The organism is Metabacillus niabensis (assembly GCF_020524345.1).
Lineage (GTDB): Bacteria > Bacillota > Bacilli > Bacillales > Bacillaceae > Metabacillus > Metabacillus niabensis_B.
In genome coordinates this window covers 117,243-143,399 of sequence record NZ_JAIVLH010000015.1, presented here as the reverse complement: position 1 = coordinate 143,399, position 26,157 = coordinate 117,243, and the positions used below count along the sequence as shown (strand labels likewise).

Sequence of the window (26,157 nt, the reverse complement as noted above, 5' to 3'; positions counted from 1 at the left end):
GTTCCAGCAATTCACCCAGTTATACTCTAGCTCGTTACCAAGCTAGACGCCCTCTAATCAAATTATCTTAAGAGTTGTAATACACCTTGAGGCATTTGATTTGATTGAGCCAACATTGCTTGTGCTGCTTGAGAAAGAATAGAATTCTTTGTTTGGTTCATCATTTCTTTCGCCATGTCTACGTCACGGATACGAGACTCAGCAGCAGTTAAGTTTTCAGAAGATGTGTTCAAGTTGTTGATTGTATGCTCTAAGCGATTTTGGTTAGCTCCAAGTTTTGAACGCTCTTTAGAAACCTTTTGAATTGCTTCATCTAGCACGCTGATTGCTGTACCAGCTTGGCTCTTTGTAGACACTTGAAGATTACGCACTCCAAGAGTATCAGCTCTCATATCTTCAAAAGATAAGTTTAATGTTTGACCCTGATTAGCCCCGATTTGGAAGTCGGCACTTCCATCAGCACGAACATCTTTTGCTTCCGTTTCTGTAGAGAAGTTAGATAGTGCATTAGAGGCTGCTTCTTTACGAACACCTGCAGAACTTTTTACTTCAATAGAGAATCCATTGATTTGTCCAGCTGTACCTGCACCTGCAGCAGTAATTTCCATTTGGTTTCCTGTTACACCATCAAATGCTGCTGTCGCTGAACCTTCAGCACTAACAGCTGCAAAGATATTATCGATAGTTTGAGTAGTGATATCAGTTACATTTAAATTTGCAGTATGTTGCGTACCATTGATTGACCAAGTCGCAGTAATCGTATCACCATCTGCAAGACCTAGATTATTTCCGTTGGCATCAAGAAGCGAGTCTAAAGTAGTAGTTGTTACGTTAGCCGCATTCATTGTGTTTGAAATTTTATGAGTAGCTGTAGCTTGTCCAGCTCCCATATCACCATTCAGTAATTTCTTAGTATTGAACTCAGTTTGCTCACCAATTCTTTGAATCTCTTCTCCAAGTTGGTTAATTTCATCTTGTATATTACTACGGTCTTCAGCAGTATTTGTATCATTTGATGATTGAACTGATAATTCTCGCATACGTTGAAGAATACTGTGTGTTTCGTTCAAAGCACCTTCAGCTGTTTGAATCATAGAAATACCATCTTGAGAGTTTTTAGACGCTTGGTCTAATCCACGGATTTGCCCACGCATTTTTTCAGAAATCGCAAGACCAGCAGCGTCATCACCAGCACGGTTAATACGAAGACCTGAAGATAATTTCTCCATTGATTTTGATTGAGCGCCTGAAGCACTATTCAACTGACGATATGTGTTCAATGCAGCAATATTATGATTAATTCTCATTTTAAATTTCCTCCTTGAATATGTTTGAATGATTCACATCCTTGTGAATCTTCTATAGTTTAAGGTCTCTCATCTGTCGGCCGCCAGTTGATCAACCTCTTACTTTATATATCGACATGGGTTTGGATTGTTTAATAGTTTTTTGTAGAAAAAAAAAAAACCTTAAGTTTTTTTACTTAAAGTTTTTTGAAGTGTTTTTTAAGATATCAAGGATGTTAGGAAGGATAGAAGCAGCTTCGTTGTTTGATTCTTGAATGGACATGTAGACTTCTTTTCTATGTACTTCAATGTCCTTTGGTGCTTTGATACCTAGCTTGATTTGATCTCCTTGTACAGATAGAACAGTAATCTCAATATTATCACCAATTTGAATGGATTCATTTAGTTTTCTTGTTAGTACTAGCATACTTCCACCTCCTATTTCACTACTCTTTCTGCAAACAAAAGTTGCTTTGTTTGATAACGCGGGTCGTTTAATATAATTTGCTTTGCCTCATTCTTCCTAGTATTTAGTACAATCGGCGCTTGAAGATTAGCTGTTGAATCTTCAAACGGATCCTTCACATTTAGGATTGTATATACTACTACGTCTTGTTCTGATTCTAGTTTCAGTTGCGCTTTATCATTATCCGATAAATCAAATTCATAAGTTGTAAAAAACTGAAACGGATTAACAATGACAAACCCTAACTCAGCAGTATTAGTAGATTGCAAAATATAAAAAGGTGAATCTTGATCCAATTTGAGTAATATAAAGGACTTCTCTTCTAGAAATCCTGGTATTCCGTTCTGAAAATGCACAATATCTTTCTGTTCAGCTTTAATTACTCCATGGTACTTTGTATGGATTTCCATGTTTTATTCTCCTTTACTAACTTCTTCAAAATCTATCTTCAGCTCATTTCTTCTTTCTAATTGAACATCAACACTTCCTGGTTGATAGTCGATAATTGGTTTATTTATCGATATATTTATATTTGGCTTATTAGGAGTAACATCAATGTTCACTTTTGCTGGTTCATATTGAATCTTCACACTGCCTGCCGAAGGTATGTAACCAATATTAAATGGATAAATCGGCTTTGCGCTATTTTTCTTTGCAATGTCAGCAATCGGATTGCCACCATCTTCAATTCTCATTAATTGCTGTCCTTCTTGAGCTCTTCTTGCAATTCCTTCAAGTGCATCCTGTTTTGCCTGACTAGCCATTTCAGCGACCCGCCTTGAGATATGCTTTAAATCCATATCTGCCCATGCTTCGGTTTGATCAATGGATAGGGTCGATGGAGTTGTTTCAATTTTCAAATCTGCCTTAGGTTGTTCGATCGAGAGTTCCGCTTTTGGCTGTTCAATCGATTGTTGACCTTTATTAGTATGAATGCTAATTTGGGCAGATATACTTTGCAATCGTATTTGGGGTACATTCATCATGTTCACTCCCTATAAAGAAATGCGCAAGCGCCTTGATCAGCTCCGACAAGCATAAGACGCAAATGAATAGAAGACGTTCTTTGTCTTCAATTCACTTGTGGCTTATGACCTCGAGGAGCTAGGCGCTGGAGATAGACACCAAAACTAGGTGCAAATTTTAATAATTTCTGTATAAAAAGGTCTGACTTTTATGTCAGACCCTCTCTTTTATTATCTTAAGAAATCAATTAACGTTGGTTGAATAACTTTAGATCCAACAGCTAAAGATGCTCGATGAATACTCTCTTGAATCGTTAAATCAGTAATAACTCGTTCCAGATCAGCATCCTCATTCTCTGATAGAATTCTGTTCGCAATGATTTCCTGATCTTGAATCCTTGAATCAATCATTTCTAAACGATTATATCTTGCACCAATTTCAGAACGTTCAGCAGACATCACATCAAAATGATTGTCCAAATCCCCTAATAATTGATCCCCATTTGACATATCCCCACTGTTCAGAGCATCTTCAATTGATTGAATTGTATTAAAGAAGTCTTCACCAAATACGTTTGTAGGATTAACATTAACCTTTAACTGAACACCTTTCGAAACTTCGACATTAAAAGCCTCTGTGTTTTGATCAAATGTTAATGTTCCATCAGCATTAACTGTTACCGGCTTACCGTCAGTTTTTGTACCGTTAAAAATATATCTCCCTGCAACCTGAGTATTCGCAACTCCAGCAAGATCTTCCTTCAACTGTCCAATCTCAACCGCAATCGCTTTTAAATCTTCAGGACTGTTTGAACCATTTTGCCCTTGAACCACAAGTTCCCGAATCCTTTGCGTCACCTGTGTCGCATGCTCAATCCCCTGCTCCGAACTCTCCATCCACTGATAGGCTTCATTAAGGTTGCGCTTATACTGTTCAACCTCAGTCAAGTTCGTACGATAAAACATCCCTTTAATCGCAACAACTGGGTCATCAGAAGGTCGGTTGATTTTTTTGCCTGTCGCGAGCTGATCTTGATATTTTTGCATATTTGAATAGCTTTTGCTTAAGTGACGCAGCGAATTCGCCGCCAGCATACTTTGTGTTACGCGCATTTTATTCTAACCTACCTTCCTGATACTCCTAATCCGTTGATGATGCGATCGAGAATTTCGTCCTGCATCGTGATCATTCTAGCTGATGCGTTGTATGCATGCTGGAATTGGATCATGTTTGTCATTTCTTCGTCTAATGAGACAGCACTGACTGATTGTCTGCGTCCGTCTACAGAATCTCGTAATGTTTGGCTGTTCGTTGTTAACCGAGTTGCTTCTTGTGAGTTAACAGCCATTTCACCGATGATTCCTTCATAGTAGTTTTGGAAATTTGTTGTTTCTCCTCCAATACGGAATGTGCTGTTTTTCACTTCAGCCAGACGGATCGCATTTGCGCTGTTTCCAACTGTTACAGCTCCTGTTGAATCTGGATATGCTGCAGCAATATGATCCGTTGAGTTTATAATGTCTTGTGACACACTAAGGATCGAAGCTGCACCTCTAGAATCTGTTAACTGTGTTCCACCAAAGTCAAAGAAATCTACAGGTGTATGTGTACCTGAGTTGTAATCCTCGATACTCCAACCTTCGCTATGTGTTTGGTTAAACTGTTTGGCAAATTCGAATGCCATTGTGTCAAGTTTGCCAAGCATATCAGGATATAGTCCTTTTTCGAATACTGTTGCATTACTTTCGTACGTATATCCATATGAATCTATTAAGCTGCTGATTTTACCAGTGCTGTTAAAGTCAAGAACATTCACTTCTTTTAAACCAATTGCAACCTTCTCTACTAATCCATTCTGAGCGTTATAACCGACAGATAATTGGTTTGCTCGCTTTTGCTTTCCATCAACTAGTGTTCCTAGTGATTTTCCATTATCATCAACAATTTCAATTGTTACCGCACCTTCAGCAATGTCTAGAGCGTTTCCGCCGGACTTTGTGTTCGAAACTTTTACATTTGCAAGTGATGAAAGCTGGTCAATTAATCTGTCACGTTCATCATAGAGATCATTTGGCAGATAGCCATTTGGCTCGATTTCAGAGATTTGCTTATTAATATTATTGATTTGCGCTGCTAGAGAATTGATTTGTTTGACAGATACATCTAATTCATTTTTCAAGTCACCTTGAATGGATTTTAACGATGTAGCTAAATAATTGAATGTTTCCGCAACCGCTACTCCCCGCTCACGTACAACAGAACGTGCCCCTGCATTTGTTGGATCTAAGGCTAAATCCTGTAATGACTGCCAAAAGCGATCCATCGTAATGGAAAGGCCTGTATCTGATGGTTCATTCATGATTTCTTCCATCTTTTCTAATGCATTGGCACGGTTTTCCCAGTAGCCCAACTTGTTATTTTCGCTTCGGTATTGAATATCCAAGAATCCTTCACGAACACGCTCAACTGTTCCCGCTTCTACCCCGGTACCTAATTGCCCCGGTATCGTCGGGCTGTTTTTAGAGACTGGCGGATATGGTTCAGTTTGCACAAAATTTACACGCTGACGAGTGTAGCCTGGTGTATTGGCATTTGCTACGTTATGCGCGGTTGTGCTAAGTGCACTTTGTTGTGTGAACATGCCGCGCTTTGCGATTTCAAGACCAAAAAAAGTTGATGTCATTTGTTTGTTTTCCTCCTTCCGCTTATGCTTGTGAATCAAATAATGATCTTCTTGTATTTTCTATTTGAGACTGCTGACCATTTGGCCGCTGATAGTTTGTCATATTTTCCTGAGGCATGAGCATATCAAGAGATAGAGAAACAAATTGAAGAGCTTGATGAGTTAATTCACGATTTAACTCATTTGCAGCCCGCAGTTTCCCCATAATATCGGTAAACTCTTTTTCTATTTCAATCAATTGCTGCTTTTGTTCGCCTTCAGCCTGTTCGATACATGCTGAAAGAGTCAAATCCTGTTCTCTTGCAAGGAATTGACCTGTAAGCTGAATCCGTTCATCTTCTATTTGTTTAACTGCTTGAACAAACTTCTGCTCTTTTTTAAGGATTTCTTTTAGTTTTTCAACGTCATTGTTTTTCAAGTAATCTGTTTTTTGAAGGGTTACTTGATAAAGGTTCTGATGTAATTGTAATAACTTATTTAATGACTCAATTAATTTTTCCGCACCCATAGGTAACCCTCCGGTATTTCATGTTTATTTTTTATAGAAATTAAGTAATCCCTTTGCAATAGCTTGAGGATCGATTGTATACGTTCCGCTTTCAAGCTGTGTTTTAATTGCTTGTACCTTTTCCTGTCTAGCCTTTACGACTTCATTTGATTGTTGAAGATCTTTTGCCTTTGATGAAATTTCTACTTTATCTTCTTTTGTTTGTGGTTTCTGTGCTGCTGCTGTATTTTTTTCTAAATTACGTTTGTACGGATTCACACCCATTGAATTTAGATTATTTATTTTCATCATGTTCCCTCACTTTCATTACGAACGTACAAGGTTATATTAGTTATATCGGTATTTTCGAATAAACGTTTAGCTTTTTGATACTATTTAGGCCTTTGGGAGTAGTACGTAGCATTTTGATTTATTTCTTTATTTCGATCACTAATTGCTTTTTCCTGTTCAATTTGGTTAAGCTGCTTATGGATATCATTCTTACAATCATTACATAAACGCTCTTCCCTTATTGTTTTCCCACATTTTTCACATGGGTATCCAAGGTTAGGAAAGTTTGAAAGCATGATTCTACCCTGACGGATAAATTTCAAGATTAGTTCTTTTGACACACCTGTAGCTTCTACGACAACATCAAGCTCAGCTTTGCGATTTTCACGTTTTCTTAAAAATTGATAAACCGTCTCATAAGCCTTTTCTTCCTCTTTAAAACAATTATCACAAACCGTTCTAAACTGTGTTTGCACAAATAAACCATTACACTTCGGACAATTCGCTAATTCACCCATTATGATGTCTCCTATCGATTCATTATCTATTTATTATATCGGCTAGGATTTTTACTTTTTAACTTCTAATTAATGTAAAAGAATAGATAGATGCTGCCCCAGAGTCTTTTAGGCGTTTAGCTGCGTGTCTTAGCGTGGCTCCTGTTGTATAGATGTCATCAATTAATAAAATGTTTTTCCCTTCTATTATACTACGGTCGGTAATAGAAAACACATTGGAAGAAGTTAGTCGTTCTTGGCGGGATTTTTTAGATTGTTTTTCATGGTGTGTTCGCTCGAGGACTTCTAGCTGTGGGAGAGGAAGAATGTCTGCTAAAAGTTTTGCTTGGTTAAAGCCGCGTTCGTAGAGTCTTTCAGGACTTAGTGGGATTGGGATACTTGCATCGAATTTGGTTGTCTTGAAGTTTGCTTTATAGCTTGTTTTGAAGTCTTTTTTGAAAACAGCTGCAAGGGCTGCATCACCGCGGAATTTAAATGTTGAGAGAATGTCCTTCATGGCGTCATTGTATTCATAAACTGAGACATTTCGCTCTAGAACTCCTTTCCATTCAGGGTCATTTCCCCAAGATTGACAGTCTGAGCAAGTATCGTGGTTACTTTGGGGCCTGAAGCAGCTTGGACAGGTGGGATTATTAATCTTCACCAGAGTTTCATAGCAAGTGGCGCAGGTATTCGGTTCAGAACCTGGCAGGAGACTTTTCCATGTGATTTGAATATTGACCTGTTCATTACAAATTAAACAATATGTAATTGAAATCTTCCCCTTTACTGATAGTTATCACACATTGGATGATCAGAAACAATTTTTGCACATTCTGCTAATTTCACTAATAGTGAAGTCATTTCTTGTTTATCAATGAATTCGGCTTTTATATACATAGCTTTCTCTATATTTGTTACATAGCGAGGAGTGGTTTTGTTTAGACTTAATGCAAGAATATCATCCAGGCATGTGCTGCAAGTACAATTTAACTGCAGTCGACCTTTGTATTCATCTAGTAAATCTTTCATAATTTGTTCCATTGCATTAATGACCATCAAACTCGCTCTCCTTATTTTTACAGATAATACTCTATTATGCCATAGAGAGCCATTTTCTAAAAGTATCTACTCTTTTAGAAAGCCGCCACGTTTAGCTTCCTTATTCATTTTCAAGATATGCTTTCTTGCTTCTACCATTGCTTGTGTTTTGCCATAATGAAAAAACGTAACATTCCCACTTGGAAAGCTCGCACTTCTTCCAACACGACCTGAGATTTGCACAAGGGCACTTTCTGTAAAGATATCATCTTCACTGCCTAGAACAGCAACGTCACTGTTCGGGATCGTGACTCCTCTTTCCAGAATGGTAGATGTGATAATAATAGGCATGCTGCCGCTTCGGAATTTATTCACTTTTTCACGTCGTTCTGGATCCTCTGCGTAAACGCCTTCGATTCGTTCATCTAGTTTTCTGCATATCTTGACGACATCATCAATAATCGAAATGGATGGGACAAAAAGAAATGCCTGCTTATTGGCTGTGATTCTCGTTTTTAGCCATTCTATTACTTTTGAAGGTAACCTTCCTTTTTCAAGCTGCTTTTTCCAATTCCCTACCCAAACAAATTCCGGAACAGGCAAGGGGTGACCATGATATCGTGCTGGAATTCGAACAGCCTTCCTCTTGTTTTGCTGCACTTCATTTTTCCATTTTTTATTGGGAGTTGCAGTCAGATAAATGAGGGAGCTTTTTTCTTTACGGGATTTTTGTACTGCGAATTGGAGAGAGGCATCTACTGAGTATGGAAAGGCGTCAACTTCATCAACGATGATGCAATCAAACGTTTGTTTAAAGCGGAGAAGTTGGTGAGTTGTTGATATCGTGAGGGTTGCGTGTTTGTGTTGGTCTTCACTGCCCCCGTATAATGCGGAAACAGATATGGAAGGAAAGACTTTTTGCAGGCGTGGTGCTAGTTCTAAAACGACATCTGTACGTGGAGTTGCGATACAGATTTTTTTGTTGTCGGAGAGGGCCTGCTCAATTCCTTTGAAAAGAACTTCTGTTTTTCCAGCGCCACAGACTGCCCAGACCAACAGTTCTGAATGATTTTTTACAGCTTTGACAACTTGATCTGACGCAAGTGCTTGTCCCTTTGATAACTCACCTTCCCAGTCTAAACCGGAGGATGGAGGTACCTGAACCACTGGACCACACCAGCTATAAAGCGGTGTACACTCACTCACCCGCCCCATCATGATGCAGTTTCGGCAGTAATGGCAGTTTTGTTCTCCACATTTCGAGCATGAAAATGAAGCGAATAATGAGGAGTTCGAATTTCCACAGCGAATACAAAGTAAGCGCTTTTGTTTTTTTTGAATTCCAACTGTTAATCTCACATAACCTTGCTCATAGTGAGCTTGCAATGTTTCTAGCGGGAATGGAATTTCAGTTAAAAGCAACTCTTTTCCATCTAGATATGTTTGGAGTTCAGGTAAATATGAAAAATATGGATTAGGTGTAATCTCAGGTAGTTGGTGATGGTGTAATATCGGCAGGCCTTCTTCATTGGAGAATGTTGGAGTTAGGGAACCATTTACCAAGTGAAACCTCATGATCCACCTATATAGGTTTGGCATATTTTTCGGTAACGCTTTTCTACACTGATTGGTGTGCGTGATAATTGTTCAGCAATATGTCTGAATCTCATTCCACTCTGGCGCAATTCTAATAACTTTCGGTCTTCAAGGGTTGTCCAGTGGCGATATGTACGTTTTTTTTCTTCATGTAATTCAATTGATTGGTTTGCGCTATTATTCAATGGTTAATATACCTCCTTGCATAATCTATACATAGTATGAGGGAATATTAACCAAAAGTCTATGAATTTACCTAAATATGAGAAGAAAGGTCTATGTATAAATAGTCCTTTCTTCTCATAAAAATTTACTTTTTATACCAACCAACGCCAACCGCGCCTTCACCAAGATGTGTACCGATGACAGGACCAAAATAACTGATCATGCATTCAATATTGGGATATTTAGCTGAAAGCTCTTGTTGCATCTTTTCCGCTTCTTCAGACCGGTTTGCATGGATGACAACGACACGCATCGGTTCGTTTTGGCTTGCTACTTCATCAAGAAGTTCAAACACCCGATTTAATGCTTTTTTACGGGTACGTACTTTTTCAAATGGAACAATAACTTTATCTTCAAAATGAAGAATTGGCTTTACTTGAAGCAAGCTGCCGATCAAGGCTTGAGCTCCGCTTAATCGCCCGCCCTTTTGAAGGTTGCTTAAATCATCGACCATAAAATAGGCATTGATTGTTTTTTTCATTTCATCCATCCGTGCCAAAATATCCTTTGGGTTAGCACCTCCATGAGCCATTTCCGCTGCTTCAAGGGCATAGAAGCCTTGGACCATGCAGCTGATTTCGGAATCATATGCATAAACTTCAATGTTATCTACCATGTCTCCTGCTGTTGCCGCACCGTTGTATGTCCCACTAATTCCGCTGGAGAGGTGGATTGAAATTACTGCGTCATATTCTTTGGAAAGTGTTTCAAATAGTTCAACAAACTTTCCTACCGGTGGCTGTGATGTGGTTGGAAGTTGTTGCTGTCCTCGCATTTTTTCAAAAAATTGTTCTGATGTGATTTCGACTTCTTCCTGGTAGGATTCATTTCCGAAGTTAACGCTTAAGGGAATCATATGTATATCGTATTGTTTACGAATTTGTTCAGGTATATAGGCAGTACTATCTGTGACGATTGCCGTTTTCATAAGTTTTAATCCTTTCTTGTCCATATTATTATCACCATTTTAACGGATAATCCTTAAGATTTCACTATTCGTTTAGTATATGGAGTAAGTTCGGATAATTATGACAGTTTATATTTGATGATGTTCCACAGACCTTGACACTCTGTAACAAGTGTTCGTAGTGGTTGATTGAAGCTCCAGTTTGCTCGCTTTCCGTGGGGCGTGCGGTGAGCTTCCTCGGCGCTAGCGCCTGTGGGATCTCACCTGCCACGCAGCTCCCACAGGAGTCTCGCACCTTCCGCTTCAATCAACCTAAACTTAGTTTTGTACAATAAAATTAACTTTTTTAGAATAGAAACTATAGAAAGAGTTCTATTTATTAAAAAAATCTCGTCTGAGTGAGCCTGAAAAAAAGATGTCTTTTCACTCTTATACTATATTTCAATTAATAAGCCACAACGCTAATTTATAACCTTTTTACGTACAAAAAAGCCAGAACCTAAAAAGATCCTGACTCTTGTGACGTTCCTTATTTTACTTCAACCCAACCATTTTTAATCGCAACAACAACCGCTTGTGTACGGTCGTTTACATTCATTTTCTGAAGAATGTTACTTACATGGTTTTTAACTGTTTTTTCGCTGATAAACAATGCTTCTCCAATGCCACGGTTGCTTTTACCGTCTGCAAGCATTTGAAGAACTTCGCATTCGCGACGTGTTAAGATATGTAGTGGTCGACGAATTTCTGGTTGTAATGGCTGCATGGTTGCAGCTTGTCCATTTGCTGCGGCAAGTCGTCTAAATTCGTTTACTAAGTTATGTGTTACTTTTGGATGTAGATATGAGCCGCCGTCTGCAACAACTTTTACAGCTTCAATTAGTGTATCAGCATCCATTTCTTTTAATAGGTAGCCTCTTGCACCCGTTTTTAGGGCATGTGTTACATAGTTTTCATCATCATGAATCGATAAAATAATGACTTTTGTGTCTTCGTTTGCTTCAATCAATTGCTTCGTCGCTTCTACACCATTTACTTTAGGCATGTTGATGTCCATGATGACAACGTCTGGTTTATGTGCATCGACTAGTGCTAATGCTTCTTCCCCGTCATCACCTTCTGCAATTACCTCAAAGCTTGGTTCGAAATCCAAAATGCGTTTTACACCTTCACGAAATAATTGATGATCATCTATAATAACAATTTTCGTCTTCATGCTTACGCCTCCCCATTATCTCTTTTAGTCTAGTTGCCAGTTCATTCCTACGTCAATATGCCTATAGTCATGCAACCCGGCTTAATTTCCATTAAACGGAACTTGAAACATGATAAAAGTCCCTAAATCGATCTTGGAGTCAATTGTCATTTTTCCTCCTAACAAATCGATTCTCTCCTTCATGCCAATAAGCCCAAATGATTTTTTATCTCTATTTCCTTTAGCTTCTTTAATATTAAACCCTTTTCCATTGTCTTTTATGACCATGGTTATACTTTGACAGGTGACCTCTACTTTAACAGATATCTCTGATGCCTCTGAATGCTTTAACGCATTTGTGACAGCCTCCTGAGCAAGACGAAATAAAGCCACTTCAAAGCGGGGCGGAAGTCGCTTTTCTTCCATTTTACCTACACTTTGGAAAAGAATCTTAGTTTTGCCATTATATTCTTCGATTGTATCCATATATTTTCTGAGGGTCGGGATAAGTCCTAAGTCATCCAGCGCCATTGGCCTTAGGTCATAAATAATTCGCCTTACTTCATATAAAGCGTTCCGAACATTTACCTTTAAACTCTTAATTTCCTTAAAGCCTTCCTCAGTACCACGTTCTCGGAAGATCCGTTCGATTAACTCAGAACGCATCATCACATTGGCAAGCATTTGTGCCGGGCCGTCATGAATCTCCCGTGACACACGTTTTCTTTCTTCCTCCTGCGCCTCAATGATCCTTAAACCAAAATCCTGCTTTTGCTGAGCATCTTCTAATAGCATGCCCACCTGACGTAAATCACTATTTAAGTAATTCAGCACAACTGAAATTTGGCCAACAAGCGCCTCTGATCGTTCAATGATTTCCTGAAGACCCAAAAGACGTCTTTCCAAATCATCACGGCGATCACGCAGCTGTTTTTCATGCTGCTGAAGCATCGTGTGTTCCACCTGAAGTCCATGTGCCTTTTCATATGCTTCCCTGATTTCATCCTCAGAAAATTCTCTGAAGTTCTTGCTCACCTGTGAGAGACGATTGCGAGCGAGACGGGTTTGTATCTCAAGCTTATCCCCTTCGTCAATCACCTTGCTTACTTGAATTTTAATATCTTTTAATTCTTCAACCAATGATTCGTATTGCTGTCGGGAATTTTCACCAATTTTAAAAATTTCATCCTTGCTCCCGGCAACCGTACCAATCATCTTATCTAAAATGAGATCAAGCATATTGCTATCTAATTTTTTATAGGAGTTCACCACGTATCCCTCCGCTTTTTCGACAGATATTTTTAGTTTGCCACATTTTTTACGATTGAAGTAAAAATTATGTCGTTTTATAATAAAAGAATGTGCTATTCTATTTTTGCTTGCTTGTCAGGAGGTGTACAAGCATGCTTTCACATTATTATACCGTAAAAGGCTATGGAGAGCATGAGATAATTATCCAAAAATCGCGTTTTATTTGCTATGTAGAACGTGTCACAACAGAAGAAGAAGCCATCGGGTTCATTCAAAAAATAAAAAAGAAGCATCATGATGCAAATCATAATTGCTCAGCCTATTTAATCGGGGAAAATGATCAAATTCAAAAAGCAAATGATGATGGCGAACCAAGTGGAACCGCCGGAGTGCCAATGCTTGAGGTGTTAAAGAAAAAAAAGCTAAAAGACACTGTTGTTGTTGTCACGCGGTATTTCGGTGGAATTAAGCTTGGAACAGGTGGATTAATCCGTGCCTATGGTAAATCTGTTTCTGAGGGCTTACAGGCAACTGGTATGGTGGAACGGAAGCTTATGCGCATCATGAACACAAATATTGACTATACATGGCTGGGGAAAGTGGAAAATGAATTACGATCTTCCACATATTTATTAAAGGAAATCCACTATTTAAATGATGTAAATGTGGAAGCCTATGTAGAAGAAGAGAAAAAGACAGACTTTATCGAGTGGATGACAGAGCTGACGAATGGACAAGGTGACATTTCTGAGGGTGATGTTGTGTACTTGGAAGAAGATGTCCAAATTTAATTTAGAGGAGAAACTTTATGAATAGAAATGAAATGAAGAGAGTGAAAAAGAAGAAAAAACGCCCAATTCTTAGGCGATTACTTTTTCTCGCTCTTGTATTACTAATTGGAATTGGATCATATGTTGGATATGTCTTTTATCAAACGTTAGAGGCAGCAAATAATTCGTATGATGACCTTGGTCGCGAAAAATCCAAGCTGCGTGACAGTGCAGTAAGTATCTCGAACGATCCGGTATCTATATTACTCCTTGGTGTTGAAGATTATTCAAGTGGTGGAAAAGGTGGCCGTTCAGATACATTAATGGTCGCAACGTTTAACCCGGAAGATCAAACGATGAAGCTTTTAAGTATTCCACGTGATTCAAGGGTTGAAATACCTGGTGTAGGTTTAGATAAAATAAACCACTCGTTTTCCAAAGGTGGAAAAGAAATGACAATTGAAACAGTTGAAGATTTTCTTGAAATACCTATTGATTATTATGCAACTGTCAATTTTGACGGTTTTAAGAACATTGTTGATATCGTTGGCGGTATAACAGTAGATGTTCCTTTTGATTTTGAACAAAACAGTGATGATCCTAAAGCAGAGAAACTTCAGTTTCATGAAGGGCCTATGGAACTGGACGGACGTTATGCACTTGCATATGCACGTATGAGGTATTCAGACATTAAAGGCGATATAGGACGAAATGAGCGACAGCAACAAGTAGTGAAAGCCATTATTGATGAAATTGCCTCCGCAGGTACATTATTAAAGGTTGACAAGTTAACAGATGAAGTTGGTAAAAATGTAGAAACAAATATGAAGGTTTCTGAGTTGCTTGGTTTTTACCAAAAGTATTCTGGATTTAGCACCAATAATATAGAGACACTTACATTAAGTGGTGTTGGTGAAGACATTAACGGAATATCCTATTGGATACCTGAAGAAGAAAGTGTTATTGAAATACAGGATGAATTAAAGGGACACTTAGGCATGACAGTAACTGATAGTTCTGATGAAACAGATTTTGACACTTCCGCAGCATCTGAATAAATGGTAAGAGGACCAAAATGACTGGTCCTCTTTTTTACATATTAAAAAGGACCAGTCTGCTGACTGATCCTTTTTAGTTATCCTTTTGCGGCTTCATTATACGTCTAAATGTATTTATAAGCGGCTTACGATTCATGCCAATTAATCCTACAATTTCTGCAATGACTTGAATGGCAAGTAACAATATAATTAAAATTAACAAGGATAACCATAAAGTCGCATTTGAAAAAATGATAGCTGATAATCCAAAACAGGCACTGAAGAAGTAAATCACCAGCACTGCTGCTCTATGACTAAACCCCAAATCCACTAAACAATAATGAAGATGAAGTTTATCCGGTGCTGCAATACTGCGTTTATTCAAAAACCTTCTAATTATCGCAAAAATGGTATCAAATATAGGAACTGCTAAAACAATAATTGGAATTATAAAACTGAATAACGTAATATTTTTAAACAATCCTAACATTGATATGATTGATATTGAGTATCCTAAGAACAAGGCACCCGTATCACCCATAAAGATTTTAGCCGGATAAAAGTTATGAACTAGAAAACCTAATGAGCTGCCAATCAGAATGGTACATAAAGCAATAACGACAATTTGAGAATCAGCAATTGCCATTACTAGGATACTCACCATCGCTATAGATGAGACCCCTGCTGCTAATCCGTCAAGGCCGTCGATTAAGTTAATCGCGTTCGTAATCGCAACAATCCATAAAACTGTAACAGGATAACTAAAATAGTCTAAATAAATAACCCCAAAGAAGGGAACTGTAAGCTTCGAGATAAGTAAACCAGAAGAAGCAACTACAATCGCTGCTACAAGTTGACCTAAAAATTTATAATGAGCTGGTAATGTAAAACGATCATCTAAGATTCCGACAATGATGATGATAACCGCTCCGATAACAACCTCAGTCATATACATGGATTGAGGTTTTAAATATAAGAACCCGGCAATAACTCCAATAAAGATCGCAAGACCACCAAGTCGAGGCATGATATCCTTATGGATTTTTCTTTTATTCGGTTGATCTGTAGCCCCAATTTTGATCGCGAGTTTTTTAACTAATGGTGTAATAAGCACAGCGACAGCAAAAGAAAGAATAAAAGCTACAATATAGTCAATATAAGAATGCATCGTTTACCCCCACTTGTGTGAGAAATTTTCACTTCTTACATCATAGCAAAAATATATGAAGTTTCAATTGTTTTTTTCTTAAAGTTATATGACAAATGCCTACCAATATAATTAGGATGGACATTTGAATGAAAACATATAGCCTATTAAAGTTCAATGAAATATTTACCTACTTCTTTAAAAGCTTTTTATAGAAAGAAAATAACTTTTCTTCCTCAGATCTCCAATTATACGTATTTAAAAAAGCAACTTCTCCATTCCCCCCCATTTCTTTAGCTAAGCTTTCGTTTTCTAATAAAGTCAGCATCGCCTTTGAAATGGACTGAGGCCTTTCCGGATTCACAAGCAGCCCGCTGTTGGAAGATTCAACAACTTTGCGATAATGCGGAAAATCCGACGCTATAACAGCTACTCCTGCTGCCATATATTCAAATAGTTTGTTCGGTAAGCATACCAGGTGGTTAGGAACAGGTAAATAGGGAATAATACCGATAGTCGCTTCTGATAAGTATTTTTCTATTTCCTGGTAAGGGACCTTTCCTTTAAATTCGACTTTATCCTTTATACCTAACATACTAATTTTTTCATGTATGTTCTCTTCAAATGAGGTAGATTCAAAACTGCCAACAAATAAAAGCTTTGCTTCAGGCTTCTGCTTTGAAACATGTGAGAACCCTTCAATCAGCTCCTCTATTCCCCTAATAGCGGTTATACCCCCTAAATATAAAAGGTTTTCATCCTTTTTATTTACCCGAGTTGTCGGCGGAAACATCTCAGGTAAGGGATAGTTTTCAATTTTACATGACGTATATTTTCTATACCGCTCCCCTACCTCTTCTGTTGTATAGATGATGCCTGATAGAATAGGCAATGAGATCTTTTCTATTACTTCGTAAGCTATACGAACAGGGTTCTTCATCCAATTCTTTAAATATTTTTTACTCATAATTGCATTAGGATAATGCTCATGAACATCGAAAATTACCGGCTTTCTTGTAAAGAGACGTAGTAAGACTCCGACTGGAAGCAATTCAGGATCATGAAAATGATACAAGTCTGCATTTGTTTGCTTCGCTTGCTTAAATACAGTAAAAGTATGTAAAAATCTCTTCCATTCCTTTTTAGGCTTCTCAATCGGTACCAAGTTGATTCCGTCATCCTTTATTTGTTTGTCAGGCTTAGGAGCAAGAAGTATGACATCATACCCTGCCTTTTTTAAAGATTTACATTGTTTATGATAGATTCGTCCATCATAAGCCTGATGGACAGTTGTAATTACGCAAATTTTCGTCATAATATCATTTCCTTTTACATATCCAAGTTGTAACTTTTCCACTAATACTTTACACTATTATATTAATAATTCCTAATTTTTTATGGAAAGGGATCTCTATGAAAATTGTTTATATCACTCAGCATTTCCCACCTGAAATAGGTGCTGCACAAGGACGGGCATATGACATGAGCTCTAACCTTTCAAATTTAGGTCATGATCTGCATGTGCTGACGACCTTTCCTAATTCAAAACCGATAAAAAAATTCTTTAAGAAGGAAAACATTAATGATTTGACAGTGTACAGATCCTTCCGTATACGAGATACAAAAACAAGCTCCATTCGCAGACTTGCAAATTACCTATCATTTATGGTCTCAAGTTGCATGTCCGGCTTGTTAGTAAAAAAACCGAATGTCATTTATGCAACCTCACCTCAATTATTTCAAGGAGTAACAGGGTACTTTTTAAGCAGAATTCACAGAGCGAAATTTGTCTTTGAAATTCGTGATCTTTGGGTTGATTTTGCTGAACTATTAGGCCAATTCAAAAACAAAAAACTTCTGCAGCTTGCAAGAAAGCTTGAAAGCTTTCTTTATAAGAAAGCAGATCATATCGTTGTTGTAACACACGGTTATAAACAACGACTCATCGACCTTGGAATCCAGGAAGAAAAAATTACTGTCATACCTAACGGTGTTAATCCTAATTCTTTGCCATCCTTAAAAGGTACATCCTCTGTAAAGCACCAGTATGGGATAGAAGATAAATTCCTTGTGTTATACGCTGGAAATATCGGGGCTGCACAAGGATTAACAACGATTATTTCAGCAGCTGAGAAATTAAAGGATGATCCATCTGTTGTTTTTATGTTCATCGGTGAAGGTGTTGAAAAGCTAAAATTGATGGAAAAAACATCATCCCTCAACCTTTCAAACGTATTGTTTATAGAAAGCAAAAGAAAGGAAGAACTCCTTGGCTATTATGAAGCAGCTGATGTTGGTATTGTTTCGTTAAAAAAACATCCTTTGTTTGAAATAACAATTCCTTCTAAGGTTTTTGACTACATGTCGATGTCAACACCGATTCTTATAGGTGTTGATGGAGAAGCAAAAGAAATTGTTGAAGAGCATGAAGCCGGATTTTACTTTGAACCTGAAAATGCTGATGATTTTGTTCGGGTGTTGAAGGATGCTCAGAGTCGTCCGGAAAAACTAAAAGATATAACTTATCATGTAAAGGGCAGGCTTCTTAAATCGTTCAACCGCGAAATTCAAGCAAAGGAGCTTTCAAAGACTCTAGAACATTTGACGGAAGGAACTTAAAAAGTGTTTCAGGAAAATTAAATTTTAATTCAAGAAAGTTGTAATTATAAAACTCAAACTTAGTTTAAATACAAAAGGGTTCGGAATATAAAATATTCCGAACCCTTTTAAACTGTTTGACTAATAATCCTTAAATTTTTTCATCATATTGAGTCTCCAATAACAATTCGTTAACTCGTTCAAGTCGTTTGAGAGACATCCATTTATCACAGTTTCAGGTCAAAATTCTTGCCAAGAGACTAGTTTACCATTTTCAAAGTAAAGATAGCTAGAGTCATACAATGGATCTCCGTAAACCCATTGATCGAAAGATCCGTATTTATCACTATATGAATTTATTTCAGTTGGATATCCCCAAGACAGAAGAGTTTGAGTTTCAGTCATACCAATTAGTATTTCTTCATTTTTGATTAATTTCCACATTGAATCTGAAAACTTATACTTTTTAAAGGGATTTGTAGCTGTATAGTATGCTGATTGATTATCTTTATCAACATATTTCATCGTATAATAATATTTTCCTACTTTTATTTTTACATCATACAAGCTTTTATCCAACGTATCAGTTTTTTTACTTAAAATAATTGCTTCTGTAAGATTTTTTATATTCACAGGATTACCCGCATAATTTTCAATATCAATAGGGTTTCTTAGCCAAACTCTATCTTTATCCAGTATTTCAGTTAAAGATTTATGAGGAGTTTTATAAGAAATAGAACTATGATGTTTTATGTATTTACCAGATCCTATTGCATATAGAACTCCATACTTCGTATCTTTTTTTGAATAAACTGCATATTCTGATCCTGCCTTTGCTGTAGAAACTTTTAACAATTGAGACTTATTCTTGTCTACTCTATAAATATAGACATCTTTTGATAAGGTCACCTTTCCAACATGAGAAGAAGTTAATTTAACTTTTCCCCAATTTACAGTAGTTATTTTTTCAGCATGAGCAATATTGCCTGGAATTACAAAAAAACTTAAGACTAAGGTAATTCCCAATAGTATAGAAAATAATTTTTTCATATAGTATCCCCCAAATTTATGCATATTTTACTAATAGTTTACTTTAAAGTCAAAATCATGTCTATAACAATAAACGGGTATTAAGAACTAACACAATTCAAAAATTTTCAGTTAATTTCAATCCCTCTCCCTTTAAGGGAATCTGTTCATAAAATAGAGTAGGCGCACTTTTCCAAAAGAGAAAGTATACTCTCATCCACAATTTCAGCTCAATCTTCTTCCAATAATCTGGTATTTGGAATAGTACCAAAATAGGATTTAACGTCAGCCTCAATGACATATACATATCATCAAATAATTTTCGTATTTTCTCTATATACCATATAAGCACTTCGAATCAGCCAAAAGACAAAGCTACAGTCTTAGGATTCCGCCTCGAATATCAGATTTGTCCACTTTATCGTCATTAATCGTTTCTTTTTGAACAATGTTAGAACAACCATATAAAAGCAGTAAAAGGAAGAATAAGACAACCTTACACTTCATTTACATCCTGCACCTCTCCTGTTTGATAATCAATAGCAATAATTATTCGATCATATTGACTCTTTTGACTCTTAAAGGGTATATGCCAATTCCCTTCAGAAAGGATAGGTTTTCCTCTTACATACTGTTGGTCTATTGTTTCCATCCACTTCATCACTCTAGGATCTTTTTTAGCAATGCTTATCGCTTCTTCTAAGGGAAGTAAAGGAAAATCTGTATTCTTAACTTTTATTGGATAAGTAGCATCTAATTGTATTTTCTCCTCTGTCATAAAAGAAAAGATAACATTGTAATCTCCTTCAGGTGCCTCAATTATGTTCCTTTGGTCTATTCTGATGTTAGGATGGTAAGTAGCCTCCTTTGAGAGTATTTCGTTTGGTTCTAAAGAGACAATGTCATCTGGGTCATAGATGTCATTACAAACAATATCGATATCTTCTCCACTCCAAAGATGGAGATATTCTGTAGAAGAAAAAACTGAGATTCCTATTGGATTACCGCATCTCCCGTTATAATGTAAAGTTTTATCACTGATGTTTTCTATAGTTGCTTTGACTATTAATTCCTTATTAGGTTCGAGAGCACTTGTCGATATTTCTGTTTTTAGTAACAACCCATTATTGTCTGTTTCATAGATAACCGATTGACTTTCTACTTTTCTAGACACATTCCCATTTATTGGACCTGATGCATCTTTTGAACAACCTATCAATCCAATTATACAAAATAAAACATAGGCAATTTTTCTCAGTCGAAATCTCCCCTTTTCAATTAAATACATAGTCATTGAAGGAGACGTACTCGTAAGGAAAAAAGTTACAAAAAAAGACCTACTCTTTTTCTCAGAGTAGGGCTTCCTTTTATTATGATTGAAATGGTACAGGCTTGTCATCTTGCTTTCCAAAATGATGGAGGATTGCTCTTACAATCCGATTTGATGCATTACCGTCACCATAAGGATTTGAAGCCTTAGACATTTTTTCATATGCTTCTTTGTTATTTAAAAGCTCATGTGCCAGATTATAGATTGTTTCCTCTTCTGTACCTGCAAGCTTTAATGTTCCTGCTTCAATTCCCTCAGGTCTTTCTGTAGTATCACGAAGTACAAGAACTGGTACTCCTAAAGAAGGTGCTTCTTCTTGCACGCCACCTGAATCTGTGAGGATAATATGAGCACGGGATGCGAAATTATGGAAATCATATACACCAAGTGGCTCGATTAAATGAATACGTGAGTCATCACCTAAGATTTCATCCGCAACCTCACGTACAGCAGGATTTAAGTGAACAGGGTAGACAACTTGAACATCGTCATGTTCATTTACAAGGCGCTTAATAGCGCGGAACATATTTCTCATTGGCTCTCCAAGGTTTTCTCTTCTATGAGCTGTAAGAAGTATCATGCGGTCAGAACCTACTTTTTCTAACACTTCATGAGTGTAAGAATCTTTCACTGTTGTTTTAAGGGCATCAATAGCTGTATTACCTGTTACATAAATTGTTTCAGCTTTTTTATTTTCTTGAAGTAAATTCTGCTCAGACTTATCTGTTGGTGAAAAATGCAAATCTGCTATAACACCTGTGATTTGTCTGTTAACTTCCTCAGGGAATGGAGAGTACTTGTTCCAGGTTCTTAATCCAGCTTCAACATGTCCAACTGCTATTTGATTATAAAATGCTGCTAAACTTGCAACAAAGGTTGTTGTAGTATCACCATGTACTAAAACAAGATCTGGTTTCACATTTTTCATCACCTCATCCAGACCTTCTAAAGCACGTGTTGTCACACCTGTTAACGTTTGACGATCTTTCATAATATTTAAATCATGGTCTGGTGTTACTTCAAATAGCTCTAGGACTTGATCAAGCATTTGACGATGCTGAGCTGTTACTGTCACAATTGATTCGATTTCATCAGGATATTTTTCTAATTCAAGCACAAGCGGTGCCATTTTTATCGCTTCTGGCCTTGTTCCAAAGATTGTCATAACTTTAATTTTTCGATCCATATGTTTAAAAACTCCTTTAATATTTCAATAATAAGTATTCTACTTACTAAATTAGCATATCAGCGAAATTTCTACAAATATCCTTTTATTCAGTGAAAATTTTGGGAAGCACATCCTTTGTTCCAATTAGAATATGTGGATTCTTGTCTGAATTTAATTCTTTAAGAACTTTTACAAGATTACTTTCTGGAATTGCTACACAGCCCAGCGTTGGACTTGTTGAACTTCTCCAAACATGAAGGAAAATGGCACTTCCTTTCCCTTTTACAATAGGGTCATCATTATAGCCAATCGCAACCGCATATTTATATAGAGGTATAGCTAACTTTTCATAAGACATCCACTTTGAAGCAGGATTTCCTTTATAAGTTACCCATTTGTTATAGTCAGCAGAAGAAGTATCATCGACCCAGTAATCATTTGATGTTGTTTTTTTATAAGGGTACGTTACATTTGTTGGCTTTGAACTTGTTCCAAAAGCTGTTCTTAAAGGGAATAACCCAATAGGAGTTTTGCCATCTCCTTCTCGCTTTTTACTAGTTGACCCATTTTTCCCAAGTACCGCATTGGAACTTAGAGTTCTACTCCAAGTATCACCTGTTTTTTCATACACACTTAATTTCGCAACTTTTGATTTTGTAGAATTCGATTCTACAACGATCACTTGCTTTGAGTTAACCCCTTTACTTTGTAGATATTGATCAAACCCACTTTCAAAAGTAGCATTACTCCTCTTTATGTAACCAATTCTTCCTGCTACTACTACTTTAAACCAACCAGAGTAAACATCTGTAGCATTAATTGTAGTTGACTTATTTAAAGTAGCGAATGGAACCAGATTTCCCGAAGTATTATCATAAACAACAGTTGTCGTTTTCATTTTGACCGTACCAACATCTGGCTGTTTTGTCTTCGCTTCACTCTTTAAAGAGGCTTTCTGAACTGGTGACGTTTTCCCCTTTTGAATATAAGCTGTTTTCCCATTCAAGGATACTGCAATCCAACTACTATAGTGCCTGTCAACAGGATAAATCTGTCCTTTTTTTATTGTACCAATATGTTGAAGCTTTGTTTTTCCTTTCACATAGATACCAGTGTCAACATTTGCTTTAAAGTAATTGGTATCGCTTGTATAAATCATTTTGACTTTATCTTTCTTTATAAAACCCTTTCGATTAGCAAAAATGACTTCATACCAGCTACTATATTCCTTCACAACGGTAAGAGTGACTGCTTCATCAATTTCCGCAAAGGACACTAGTTTACCAGAAGAGTTATCATACACATTCGTAGTACCCGTTGTTTTTATTGTTTTACCTATACCGTTTTGTTTATTTGCCTCATTCTTAAAGCTATTTTCCTCACCTGGTACGGTATTAGCTTTTGAAACATAAGCCACGCCTTCATTAAACTGAATTTCATGCCAGCTTGAAAAGTCCTTCAGTCTTGGATATGTCTGTCCTTGTTTTAAAACCCCAATTTTCTTTAGCCCACTCGATGTTTTTTTATAAACCAATAAGTCCTCTGAGGCCTTGAAATACTTATCCTTAGCAGAAAAGGATGATTTCTTCGGTTCGGTTTCTTGTTTAGTAGAACTTACGGTTATCTTTACATCTGATTTTTTCACAAAACCGATTCGGTTAGAAAACTGAATACTGACCCAACTAGTATATTCCCTTAGAACATGATAGCTAGAACCTGACTTTAATGTTGCAAATTGGACTAATTGCTTACCGGAATTATCATAAACGATTGTATCTGTCGTAATCGTCATTTCTTTATCTGACACTTTGTTAGTAGAAATGACTTTACTAGTTCCATATGGCTTCGTATCATTTTTATGAATATACACTTCTTTACCGGCCAGTTTAAATTGATACCAACTAGTGTATTCACGCTCACTTGCAAATATTTGATTTTTAGCCAAAGTACCAACCTGTTCTAAAGACCCACTTCGTTTTTCGTAAATGCTTGCTTCATCCGAAGTTACAGTAAATGTCACAAGATTATCTTCTGCAAAAGCATTATAATGAGAAGCGAGTAAAGAGAAACAGAGTATGAACCCTAATGCATATAATATGCGCTTCATAACAACCTCCATCTTTTTACATTCATTCTACTAAACTATTATAATCTAGATATCAAAAAATATAAATTCAGCTGGAGGAAATTGTTCATGTATTCTTATTTAAAAATGATATTTGCTATTACCACATTTTTACTCTTAATATCTTACGGAGGAACAACTTTTCTCGCAGATGAACCTCACCAGGAGTATGAGAAAGTAACGATTCTATTCCATCAGAACGTTGATTTATCTATTGTACCTAGCAATCGGATTACTTATCATTTTGATACGATTCCCGCATACTCAGCACTACTAACTGCAGATGAGATAAAAGAAATACAAGATATTCCAGATATTGAGTTAATTAATACTGAAAAAACAGTAAGCATATCGTCTATCCAGTCTGTTGACTGGGGTTACAACATGATAGGAATACCGCTCATAAAAAGTGCTTCTCTAACAGGTAATAAGATAAAAATAGCCATTCTTGATACCGGAATAGATAAAGCACACCAGGACCTTAATGTTGCAGGTGGAAAAAATTTCATTGAAAATAATAGTGCATATAATGATGATAATGGTCATGGAACACATGTTGCTGGGATTATTGCTGCTTTAGATAACAAGATAGGCACTTTAGGTGTGGCTCCAGATGCAAAAATTTACGGACTAAAATTCCTAGATGAAAATGGCGAAGGATCAACAACAGATCTAGCAAATGCGATTGATTGGGCAATAGAGAATAAAATGGACATACTTAATATGAGTTTTGGTTTTAGTGGAAGTGACCCAATTATTTCAGAACTACTCAATAAAGCCTATAAGAAAAACATATTAATTGTAGGGGCAGCAGGTAATGAAGGGAAAAATTCAATATCTTTTCCTGCTAGTAACCGAAATGTCATTGCTGTTGGAGCAATCAATAAGAATAAAAAGTTGGCTGATTTCTCAAATACTGGTCCACAGATAGAAGTAACCGCACCGGGTGTAGGAGTTAGAAGCACTTATATAAACAATCAGTATAAAACAATGGACGGCACTTCTATGGCCACTCCATATGTAAGTGGATACCTGGCATTATTAAAGCAAAAATATCCTACAAAAACTAATGATGAAATTAGATCTTTACTTGGTAAAAACACATTAGATCTCGGTATTGTTGGACGCGATTCTAATTATGGATTTGGACTAATTCAAAGCTTTATTTCAGAAGAAGAATCTGTCGACACGGGAAAAGAAGTATCTCAAAACCTGCCTTACTTCAAAGTGCTTAATGAAAAAGTTCCTGTGTATGATAACCGTTCCGGCTCACTTGTCATAGTTGGATATCTCAAAAAAGACCAGGTTTACCCTATTGAACGGCACTTTACTAGTTGGTATCAAATACGTTTTGGATCTTACTCTGCATTTATAAGAAGAAGTGATGGGTTGCCAGTTTCAAGTCATACCCTTAAAAACATTTCTTCTTCGGTAAAGACATCAAATCGCCAATTTACAGCTTTAAACGATACACCAGTTTATGATAACTCATCAGGTTCTTTGATTCCGTTTGGGACTATAAAAAAGGGTACATCTTTCTCTATCACCTCTACTTATACAAGCTGGATCGGCGTTAATTTTGCTGGAAGAGTTGGATATGTAAGCACAAATGATATTTCAATTGATTTTAAATCCACTGACCGTTATTTCAAGGTAACAGAAAAAGATATTCCTGTGTTCGATAACAGGTCAGGCTCACTAGTTATTGTTGGTTACTTAACAGAAGGAGAGACTTATAGTAGAAAAAAAGATTATACAAGTTGGCATGAAATCTCCTTTGGTGACTTTAGCGGTTTCGTCCGAAAAATTGGTACCAAGCCCGCTACTTCCATTAACGCAAAACTTGAAAGTAAAAAACCTCAAACGGGACGGTATTTTATTACAAAGTCAGATAACATTGTTTATGATAATTCATCAGGAAAACTCATACCGTTTCTCACCTTGAAAAAAGGAATTAAATATCCAATTATCCAGACTTATACAAGCTGGTATGAAATTAATATTGCTGGTCGAACAGGATTTGTTCGACGATAATAAAGTAATAAGGGGCAACCAAATGGTT

The 26,157-nt window shown here is 36.8% G+C and carries 26 protein-coding genes; 4 read left to right on the top strand and 22 right to left on the bottom strand.

Going from position 1 to position 26,157, the window contains the following annotated elements; all coding sequences use genetic code 11:
- Window positions 1-62: 62 nt before the first annotated feature.
- The 16 genes from LC095_RS17110 to LC095_RS17035 all read right to left on the bottom strand — a co-directional run bounded on the left by LC095_RS17110 (window position 63) and on the right by LC095_RS17035 (window position 12,879).
- On the bottom strand, window positions 63-1,307 hold the full coding sequence (locus LC095_RS17110) for a flagellin (protein ID WP_226529286.1): 1,245 nt from the start codon (window positions 1,305-1,307) through the stop codon (window positions 63-65).
- Window positions 1,308-1,479: 172 nt separating this feature from the next.
- Window positions 1,480-1,713: a carbon storage regulator CsrA gene (csrA, locus tag LC095_RS17105; protein WP_226529285.1), complete on the bottom strand. Its 234-nt coding sequence runs from the start codon at window positions 1,711-1,713 to the stop codon at window positions 1,480-1,482.
- 11 nt (window positions 1,714-1,724) lie between these two features.
- Window positions 1,725-2,162, bottom strand: coding sequence for a flagellar assembly protein FliW (gene fliW / locus LC095_RS17100; RefSeq protein ID WP_226529284.1), 438 nt, complete (start codon window positions 2,160-2,162; stop codon window positions 1,725-1,727).
- Between the two features lie 3 nt (window positions 2,163-2,165).
- Window positions 2,166-2,735: a DUF6470 family protein gene (locus LC095_RS17095; RefSeq protein ID WP_226529283.1), complete on the bottom strand. Its 570-nt coding sequence runs from the start codon at window positions 2,733-2,735 to the stop codon at window positions 2,166-2,168.
- Between the two features lie 213 nt (window positions 2,736-2,948).
- The gene (gene flgL / locus LC095_RS17090) at window positions 2,949-3,830 is read right to left on the bottom strand and encodes a flagellar hook-associated protein FlgL (RefSeq protein WP_226529282.1); all 882 of its coding nucleotides are present in this window, start codon (window positions 3,828-3,830) and stop codon (window positions 2,949-2,951) included.
- 11 nt (window positions 3,831-3,841) lie between these two features.
- The gene (gene flgK / locus LC095_RS17085; protein WP_226529281.1) at window positions 3,842-5,401 is read right to left on the bottom strand and encodes a flagellar hook-associated protein FlgK; all 1,560 of its coding nucleotides are present in this window, start codon (window positions 5,399-5,401) and stop codon (window positions 3,842-3,844) included.
- A 22-nt stretch (window positions 5,402-5,423) separates the two neighbouring features.
- Window positions 5,424-5,909 (bottom strand): flagellar protein FlgN, encoded by a 486-nt coding sequence (locus LC095_RS17080; protein WP_226529280.1) that lies wholly within the window; start codon window positions 5,907-5,909, stop codon window positions 5,424-5,426.
- A 24-nt stretch (window positions 5,910-5,933) separates the two neighbouring features.
- The gene (gene flgM / locus LC095_RS17075; RefSeq protein ID WP_226529279.1) at window positions 5,934-6,197 is read right to left on the bottom strand and encodes a flagellar biosynthesis anti-sigma factor FlgM; all 264 of its coding nucleotides are present in this window, start codon (window positions 6,195-6,197) and stop codon (window positions 5,934-5,936) included.
- A gap of 83 nt (window positions 6,198-6,280) precedes the next feature.
- Entirely contained in the window at window positions 6,281-6,697 is a 417-nt protein-coding gene (locus tag LC095_RS17070; protein ID WP_226529278.1) for a TIGR03826 family flagellar region protein, read from the bottom strand.
- Window positions 6,698-6,755: 58 nt separating this feature from the next.
- Window positions 6,756-7,193, bottom strand: coding sequence for a ComF family protein (locus LC095_RS17065; RefSeq protein ID WP_226529277.1), 438 nt, complete (start codon window positions 7,191-7,193; stop codon window positions 6,756-6,758).
- 269 nt (window positions 7,194-7,462) lie between these two features.
- Window positions 7,463-7,720, bottom strand: a complete 258-nt coding sequence (locus LC095_RS17060) for a late competence development ComFB family protein (RefSeq protein ID WP_226529276.1) — start codon at window positions 7,718-7,720, stop codon at window positions 7,463-7,465.
- Window positions 7,721-7,804: 84 nt separating this feature from the next.
- Window positions 7,805-9,292, bottom strand: a complete 1,488-nt coding sequence (locus tag LC095_RS17055) for a DEAD/DEAH box helicase (protein ID WP_226529275.1) — start codon at window positions 9,290-9,292, stop codon at window positions 7,805-7,807.
- Window positions 9,289-9,498 carry a Myb-like DNA-binding domain-containing protein gene (locus LC095_RS17050; RefSeq protein ID WP_226529274.1) on the bottom strand — a complete coding sequence of 70 codons (210 nt, stop codon included), beginning with the start codon at window positions 9,496-9,498 and terminating at the stop codon, window positions 9,289-9,291. Before LC095_RS17050 ends, LC095_RS17055 begins: the two co-directional genes overlap by 4 nt.
- A gap of 125 nt (window positions 9,499-9,623) precedes the next feature.
- A complete protein-coding gene (locus LC095_RS17045) occupies window positions 9,624-10,466 on the bottom strand; it encodes a DegV family protein (protein WP_413467509.1) in 843 nt (280 codons plus the stop codon).
- Between the two features lie 508 nt (window positions 10,467-10,974).
- Entirely contained in the window at window positions 10,975-11,661 is a 687-nt protein-coding gene (locus LC095_RS17040; RefSeq protein WP_026559741.1) for a response regulator, read from the bottom strand.
- A gap of 81 nt (window positions 11,662-11,742) precedes the next feature.
- On the bottom strand, window positions 11,743-12,879 hold the full coding sequence (locus LC095_RS17035; protein ID WP_226529303.1) for a sensor histidine kinase: 1,137 nt from the start codon (window positions 12,877-12,879) through the stop codon (window positions 11,743-11,745).
- Window positions 12,880-13,043: 164 nt separating this feature from the next.
- Between LC095_RS17035 and LC095_RS17030 the strand changes: the two genes are divergently transcribed.
- Window positions 13,044-13,682 (top strand): YigZ family protein, encoded by a 639-nt coding sequence (locus LC095_RS17030; RefSeq protein ID WP_226529272.1) that lies wholly within the window; start codon window positions 13,044-13,046, stop codon window positions 13,680-13,682.
- A 17-nt stretch (window positions 13,683-13,699) separates the two neighbouring features.
- Window positions 13,700-14,719, top strand: a complete 1,020-nt coding sequence (locus LC095_RS17025) for an LCP family protein (RefSeq protein ID WP_226529271.1) — start codon at window positions 13,700-13,702, stop codon at window positions 14,717-14,719.
- A gap of 73 nt (window positions 14,720-14,792) precedes the next feature.
- On the opposite strand, the gene LC095_RS17020 is transcribed toward LC095_RS17025, so the two are convergent.
- Together LC095_RS17020 and LC095_RS17015 are read right to left on the bottom strand one after the other, a co-directional pair.
- A complete protein-coding gene (locus LC095_RS17020; protein WP_226529270.1) occupies window positions 14,793-15,866 on the bottom strand; it encodes a glycosyltransferase family 4 protein in 1,074 nt (357 codons plus the stop codon).
- A gap of 169 nt (window positions 15,867-16,035) precedes the next feature.
- Window positions 16,036-17,202, bottom strand: coding sequence for a glycosyltransferase family 4 protein (locus LC095_RS17015; protein WP_226529269.1), 1,167 nt, complete (start codon window positions 17,200-17,202; stop codon window positions 16,036-16,038).
- A gap of 56 nt (window positions 17,203-17,258) precedes the next feature.
- Between LC095_RS17015 and LC095_RS17010 the strand changes: the two genes are divergently transcribed.
- Window positions 17,259-18,464: a glycosyltransferase family 4 protein gene (locus LC095_RS17010; protein WP_226529268.1), complete on the top strand. Its 1,206-nt coding sequence runs from the start codon at window positions 17,259-17,261 to the stop codon at window positions 18,462-18,464.
- A gap of 219 nt (window positions 18,465-18,683) precedes the next feature.
- On the opposite strand, the gene LC095_RS17005 is transcribed toward LC095_RS17010, so the two are convergent.
- The 4 genes from LC095_RS17005 to LC095_RS16990 form a co-directional block, all read right to left on the bottom strand.
- Complete coding sequence (locus LC095_RS17005) at window positions 18,684-19,493, bottom strand: hypothetical protein (RefSeq protein WP_226529267.1); 810 nt, start codon at window positions 19,491-19,493, stop codon at window positions 18,684-18,686.
- 475 nt (window positions 19,494-19,968) lie between these two features.
- Complete coding sequence (locus LC095_RS17000; RefSeq protein ID WP_226529266.1) at window positions 19,969-20,691, bottom strand: hypothetical protein; 723 nt, start codon at window positions 20,689-20,691, stop codon at window positions 19,969-19,971.
- 151 nt (window positions 20,692-20,842) lie between these two features.
- Window positions 20,843-21,988: a non-hydrolyzing UDP-N-acetylglucosamine 2-epimerase gene (wecB, locus tag LC095_RS16995; protein ID WP_226529265.1), complete on the bottom strand. Its 1,146-nt coding sequence runs from the start codon at window positions 21,986-21,988 to the stop codon at window positions 20,843-20,845.
- Window positions 21,989-22,073: 85 nt separating this feature from the next.
- On the bottom strand, window positions 22,074-24,077 hold the full coding sequence (locus LC095_RS16990) for a L,D-transpeptidase family protein (RefSeq protein WP_226529264.1): 2,004 nt from the start codon (window positions 24,075-24,077) through the stop codon (window positions 22,074-22,076).
- 87 nt (window positions 24,078-24,164) lie between these two features.
- Between LC095_RS16990 and LC095_RS16985 the strand changes: the two genes are divergently transcribed.
- Window positions 24,165-26,129 (top strand): S8 family peptidase, encoded by a 1,965-nt coding sequence (locus LC095_RS16985; protein ID WP_226529263.1) that lies wholly within the window; start codon window positions 24,165-24,167, stop codon window positions 26,127-26,129.
- Window positions 26,130-26,157 lie beyond the last annotated feature (28 nt).

What these genes read in the sequence shown, in the direction of transcription:
- LC095_RS17055 (WP_226529275.1), bottom strand. Translation starts at nt 9,292, where the DNA reads ATGAGGTTTCACTTGGTAAATGGTTCCCTAACTCCAACATTCTCCAAT.
- LC095_RS17080 (WP_226529280.1), bottom strand. Translation starts at nt 5,909, where the DNA reads ATGGGTGCGGAAAAATTAATTGAGTCATTAAATAAGTTATTACAATTA.
- LC095_RS17070 (WP_226529278.1), bottom strand. Translation starts at nt 6,697, where the DNA reads ATGGGTGAATTAGCGAATTGTCCGAAGTGTAATGGTTTATTTGTGCAA.
- LC095_RS17045 (WP_413467509.1), bottom strand. Translation starts at nt 10,466, where the DNA reads ATGAAAACGGCAATCGTCACAGATAGTACTGCCTATATACCTGAACAA.
- LC095_RS17110 (WP_226529286.1), bottom strand. Translation starts at nt 1,307, where the DNA reads ATGAGAATTAATCATAATATTGCTGCATTGAACACATATCGTCAGTTG.
- csrA (WP_226529285.1), bottom strand. Translation starts at nt 1,713, where the DNA reads ATGCTAGTACTAACAAGAAAACTAAATGAATCCATTCAAATTGGTGAT.
- LC095_RS17025 (WP_226529271.1), top strand. Translation starts at nt 13,700, where the DNA reads ATGAATAGAAATGAAATGAAGAGAGTGAAAAAGAAGAAAAAACGCCCA.
- flgL (WP_226529282.1), bottom strand. Translation starts at nt 3,830, where the DNA reads ATGCGCGTAACACAAAGTATGCTGGCGGCGAATTCGCTGCGTCACTTA.
- LC095_RS17060 (WP_226529276.1), bottom strand. Translation starts at nt 7,720, where the DNA reads ATGGAACAAATTATGAAAGATTTACTAGATGAATACAAAGGTCGACTG.
- LC095_RS17020 (WP_226529270.1), bottom strand. Translation starts at nt 15,866, where the DNA reads ATGCATTCTTATATTGACTATATTGTAGCTTTTATTCTTTCTTTTGCT.
- LC095_RS17005 (WP_226529267.1), bottom strand. Translation starts at nt 19,493, where the DNA reads ATGAAAAAATTATTTTCTATACTATTGGGAATTACCTTAGTCTTAAGT.
- wecB (WP_226529265.1), bottom strand. Translation starts at nt 21,988, where the DNA reads ATGGATCGAAAAATTAAAGTTATGACAATCTTTGGAACAAGGCCAGAA.
- LC095_RS16985 (WP_226529263.1), top strand. Translation starts at nt 24,165, where the DNA reads ATGTATTCTTATTTAAAAATGATATTTGCTATTACCACATTTTTACTC.
- LC095_RS17035 (WP_226529303.1), bottom strand. Translation starts at nt 12,879, where the DNA reads ATGCTTGATCTCATTTTAGATAAGATGATTGGTACGGTTGCCGGGAGC.
- fliW (WP_226529284.1), bottom strand. Translation starts at nt 2,162, where the DNA reads ATGGAAATCCATACAAAGTACCATGGAGTAATTAAAGCTGAACAGAAA.
- flgK (WP_226529281.1), bottom strand. Translation starts at nt 5,401, where the DNA reads ATGACATCAACTTTTTTTGGTCTTGAAATCGCAAAGCGCGGCATGTTC.
- LC095_RS17040 (WP_026559741.1), bottom strand. Translation starts at nt 11,661, where the DNA reads ATGAAGACGAAAATTGTTATTATAGATGATCATCAATTATTTCGTGAA.
- LC095_RS17010 (WP_226529268.1), top strand. Translation starts at nt 17,259, where the DNA reads ATGAAAATTGTTTATATCACTCAGCATTTCCCACCTGAAATAGGTGCT.
- LC095_RS17030 (WP_226529272.1), top strand. Translation starts at nt 13,044, where the DNA reads ATGCTTTCACATTATTATACCGTAAAAGGCTATGGAGAGCATGAGATA.
- LC095_RS17095 (WP_226529283.1), bottom strand. Translation starts at nt 2,735, where the DNA reads ATGAATGTACCCCAAATACGATTGCAAAGTATATCTGCCCAAATTAGC.
- flgM (WP_226529279.1), bottom strand. Translation starts at nt 6,197, where the DNA reads ATGAAAATAAATAATCTAAATTCAATGGGTGTGAATCCGTACAAACGT.
- LC095_RS17065 (WP_226529277.1), bottom strand. Translation starts at nt 7,193, where the DNA reads ATGAAGGACATTCTCTCAACATTTAAATTCCGCGGTGATGCAGCCCTT.
- LC095_RS16990 (WP_226529264.1), bottom strand. Translation starts at nt 24,077, where the DNA reads ATGAAGCGCATATTATATGCATTAGGGTTCATACTCTGTTTCTCTTTA.